We start from the raw sequence: 255 nt of genomic DNA, 5'->3' as shown, positions 1-255 counted from the left end.
GGAAGCTGTGTCGTCGGTTGGGACTCAAGCACATGCGCACCAAGCCTTACACACCCCAAACCAATGGCAAGGCAGAGCGCTTCATTCAGACAGCCCTGCGAGAGTGGGCCTATGCACGGAGCTATGAATCGTCAGAGCAACGGGCAGAACACCTGCAACCGTGGCTGCATGAGTACAACTGGCATCGTCCTCATGCCAGTCTGGGCTACCAGCCCCCCATCAGTCGTCTTCAATCCGTGAACAACCTGGTGGGTT

1 protein-coding gene is annotated in these 255 nt (G+C 57.3%); it reads left to right on the top strand.

The genetic code is table 11. The features are described 5' to 3' along the window. Window positions 1–255: integrase core domain-containing protein (locus ACLHZ1_RS20835; RefSeq protein WP_427263568.1), on the top strand; the 255-nt coding region annotated here is incomplete at both ends.

Source organism: Aeromonas sobria (assembly GCF_050266975.1).
GTDB classification, from domain to species: Bacteria; Pseudomonadota; Gammaproteobacteria; order Enterobacterales; family Aeromonadaceae; genus Aeromonas; species Aeromonas sobria_B.
Note: the sequence above shows the minus strand (reverse complement) of the source record. Positions and strands in the feature narration are given on the sequence as shown.